The 2,113-nt window shown below is 53.3% G+C and carries 3 protein-coding genes; 2 read left to right on the top strand and 1 reads right to left on the bottom strand.

The features are described from left to right. Together AC1DRJ_RS25440 and AC1DRJ_RS25435 are read left to right on the top strand one after the other, a co-directional pair. On the top strand, positions 1–494 hold a 494-nt coding region (locus AC1DRJ_RS25440; RefSeq protein ID WP_477804588.1), incomplete at its 5' end, for a Rossmann-fold NAD(P)-binding domain-containing protein. A gap of 51 nt (positions 495–545) precedes the next feature. After that, on the top strand, positions 546–1,007 hold the full coding sequence (locus AC1DRJ_RS25435; protein ID WP_477804587.1) for a MarR family winged helix-turn-helix transcriptional regulator: 462 nt from the start codon (positions 546–548) through the stop codon (positions 1,005–1,007). A gap of 78 nt (positions 1,008–1,085) precedes the next feature. Here AC1DRJ_RS25435 and AC1DRJ_RS25430 read toward each other — a convergent pair whose 3' ends face one another. After that, entirely contained in the window at positions 1,086–1,775 is a 690-nt protein-coding gene (locus AC1DRJ_RS25430) for a haloacid dehalogenase type II (RefSeq protein WP_477804586.1), read from the bottom strand. Positions 1,776–2,113: the final 338 nt, after the last annotated feature.

Below are 2,113 nucleotides of genomic sequence, written 5' to 3'. Positions count from 1 at the left end.
GGTCGGGCGTACCGACAACGCATCTTCGCCCCACTTTTTTCGCAGACTGGCTGGCGTATCCTCACTTTGCAAAAGAAATCTGGGCCAAGAAAAAAATCGAGTTCCCCTTTGAAAATGGCCGTCACGCGCCTATTGCTACTGATGACCAAGGCCGGGTGATTGCCCATATCCTGGCCAACCCAGTGGGGCACGAAGGTAAGATCTACAGCCTTCATGGCCCGGTCGAAATGAACCACACCGAAATCGCCGCCGCCATGAGCGAAGTGCTAGGCGCGGAAATCCAGTACGCACCGACATCAATCGAGGCGTTCGAGCATAAGATGGAGCACGAGTACAAGTTTCCACCGGCTCTCGTGCAGCATTTGGTCGAGGTTGCTCAGAACTACCGTGAGGGCGTCTTTGCGGGTGAGAACGACGTAATAGAGAAGGTTACCGGTACGCCCGCTCTGTCGGTGCAGGCCTTCGTGGAAAAGTACCGCGACGTGTATGTGTGACCTGAATACCCAGGGCACAAAAAATCAAACAGTAGTGAAGAGGAAGTAGAGATGCTGCCGGTGAAACAACCACTAGGGATCGACCATTGCAACTGTTCCGCCATTAGGAAGGCGAGCCGGCAGATCACCCGTTTCTATGATGCGCAGCTCGAGCCTTCGGGGCTTCGAATCACTCAGTACCTTGCCCTGGCAGCGCTTAATGAGTTGGGAAGTGCTGCAATCAATACCCTTGCTGAGCGGCTCGACATCGAGCGCACGGCGATGGGAAAAATGACCGGCCTGCTGGAGCGCGATGGATTGATCTCGATCAGTCCTTCGCCATCCGACGCCAGGAGTCGCCTGGTTAAATTAACCGAGGCGGGGCGAGACTTGTTTGAAAGAACAGCGCCTCTATGGGAAGAGGCTCAACGGCAATTTGAGCAGTTGAACGGCACGGAACAAGTAAGCTCGTTGCGGCAGAGGCTGGCTGCCATGGTGGTCGGTGATATCGAGCGCGTCGTATCGAACGACTGAGTTATTGCACTGCCTTCCAGGGTGAACCCGCGCACAACATTCACCGACAGATTCCTCCGAGTCCTGCCTTCGTGCCAGTTAACAGATCTGTGCAGTCACACGTGAGACTATGCCGCTCAATGATTCGAGCTTCGTCGCCTTTTCGTACAACCCATATTCTTCGGGCTGCTTGGATCGATTAAGCCAAAACGCGCGAAAACCGAACGCATGAGCCCCAATGGCATCCCAAGCGTTGGATGAAAAAAAAGCGACCTCTTTGGTCGACGACACATTCAGCGTTGCTACTGCAATCTCATAAGCTGCCGGATCTGGCTTGTAGATTTGTACCTGCTCGATGGAAAGGCACTCATCAAGCAAAATATCCAAACCCGCAGACCGAACCGCGCTTTCCAGCATCCGGGGAGATCCATTCGAAAGGATCGCTGTTCGTACGCCTGCTTCGCGAAGGCTGTGCAATGCTGCTGGGACTTCAGCGTAGGCGTCCAGCGTCAGGTAGCTTGTTAGTAACGTCTGTTTTAGCCGCTCATTCTTCACATTGTAAAAAGCCAGGGCATAGTCGAGTGCTGCCTCGGTTAACGTCCAGAAATCTGTATGGCGCCGCATCAGGGTATGAACCCACGAGTACTCCAGTTGCTTGGTGCGCCATAGGATCGATATTTCGCGAGCGTGCTTACCCAGCTCATCGGCATGTCTTGCAACCGCCGAATGTACGTCGAAAAGAGTCCCGTAGGCATCAAACACGCAAGCGGAGATTCGTGGTGTGGCCATGATTGCCCCTAAACATTTTTAACTGGTTAACAGGGTTTGGAGCTCGCACATTTGCATATCGTGCAGCGCTTTCTGTAGCGTTAAAGCGCTTAATCGATGCATCAAAGCCTTGGGCTGTTTCTGAAAACTCGCTGGCGTCGCTGCTCTACTGTGCCCTAGATACTGAAAGGGGGTCGTAAAGCGCTTTCAGCAGCGTGGGCGTGAGAAGGATTTCGGCTATCGCTGAGTATTCGCTGTGAAGTGCTCAGTCTTTACTTTCCGATAAGGTTTTGTGCCGCGGATCCTGGTAATCGTAGCCTGACTACCAGGATTGAATTTCGTTGAGTAAGAAGGGGAGG

The organism is Pseudomonas sp. P5_B2 (assembly GCF_056400445.1).
The sequence above is the reverse complement of the archived record's forward strand: the minus strand, read 5'-3'. Positions and strand labels throughout refer to the sequence as shown.